1 rRNA gene is annotated in these 839 nt (G+C 50.4%); it reads right to left on the reverse strand.

Features of this window, described 5'->3' with window-relative positions:
- Positions 1-839, reverse strand: a 23S ribosomal RNA gene (locus tag AN391_RS19830); the annotation flags it as partial.

Consider the following 839-nt stretch of genomic DNA (forward strand, 5'->3'; position numbering starts at 1 on the left):
GCTTACAGAACGCTCCCCTACCACTCATCCTAAGATGAATCCGCAGCTTCGGTGCATAGTTTAGCCCCGTTACATCTTCCGCGCAGACCGACTCGACCAGTGAGCTATTACGCTTTCTTTAAAGGATGGCTGCTTCTAAGCCAACCTCCTGGCTGTCTGGGCCTTTCCACATCGTTTCCCACTTAACTATGACTTTGGGACCTTAGCTGGCGGTCTGGGTTGTTTCCCTCTTCACGACGGACGTTAGCACCCGCCGTGTGTCTCCCGGATAGTACTTTACGGTATTCGGAGTTTGCAAAGGGTTGGTAAGTCGGGATGACCCCCTAGCCTTAACAGTGCTCTACCCCCGTAAGTATTCGTCCGAGGCTCTACCTAAATAGATTTCGGGGAGAACCAGCTATCTCCCGGTTTGATTAGCCTTTCACTCCTAGCCACAGGTCATCCCCTAACTTTTCAACGTTAGTGGGTTCGGTCCTCCAGTTGATGTTACTCAACCTTCAACCTGCCCATGGCTAGATCACCGGGTTTCGGGTCTATACCTTGCAACTATTCGCCCAGTTAAGACTCGGTTTCCCTACGGCTACCCTAATCGGTTAACCTCGCTACAAAATATAAGTCGCTGACCCATTATACAAAAGGTACGCAGTCACCCTCGAGGGGCTCCTACTGCTTGTACGTACACGGTTTCAGGTTCTATTTCACTCCCCTCACAGGGGTTCTTTTCGCCTTTCCCTCACGGTACTGGTTCACTATCGGTCAGTTGGGAGTATTTAGCCTTAGATGATGGTCCACCTATATTCAGTCAAAGTTTCACGTGCTCCGACCTACTCGATTTCACT

It is taken from the genome of Pseudoalteromonas sp. P1-13-1a (assembly GCF_001401875.1).
In the GTDB taxonomy this organism is placed as follows: domain Bacteria; phylum Pseudomonadota; class Gammaproteobacteria; order Enterobacterales; family Alteromonadaceae; genus Pseudoalteromonas.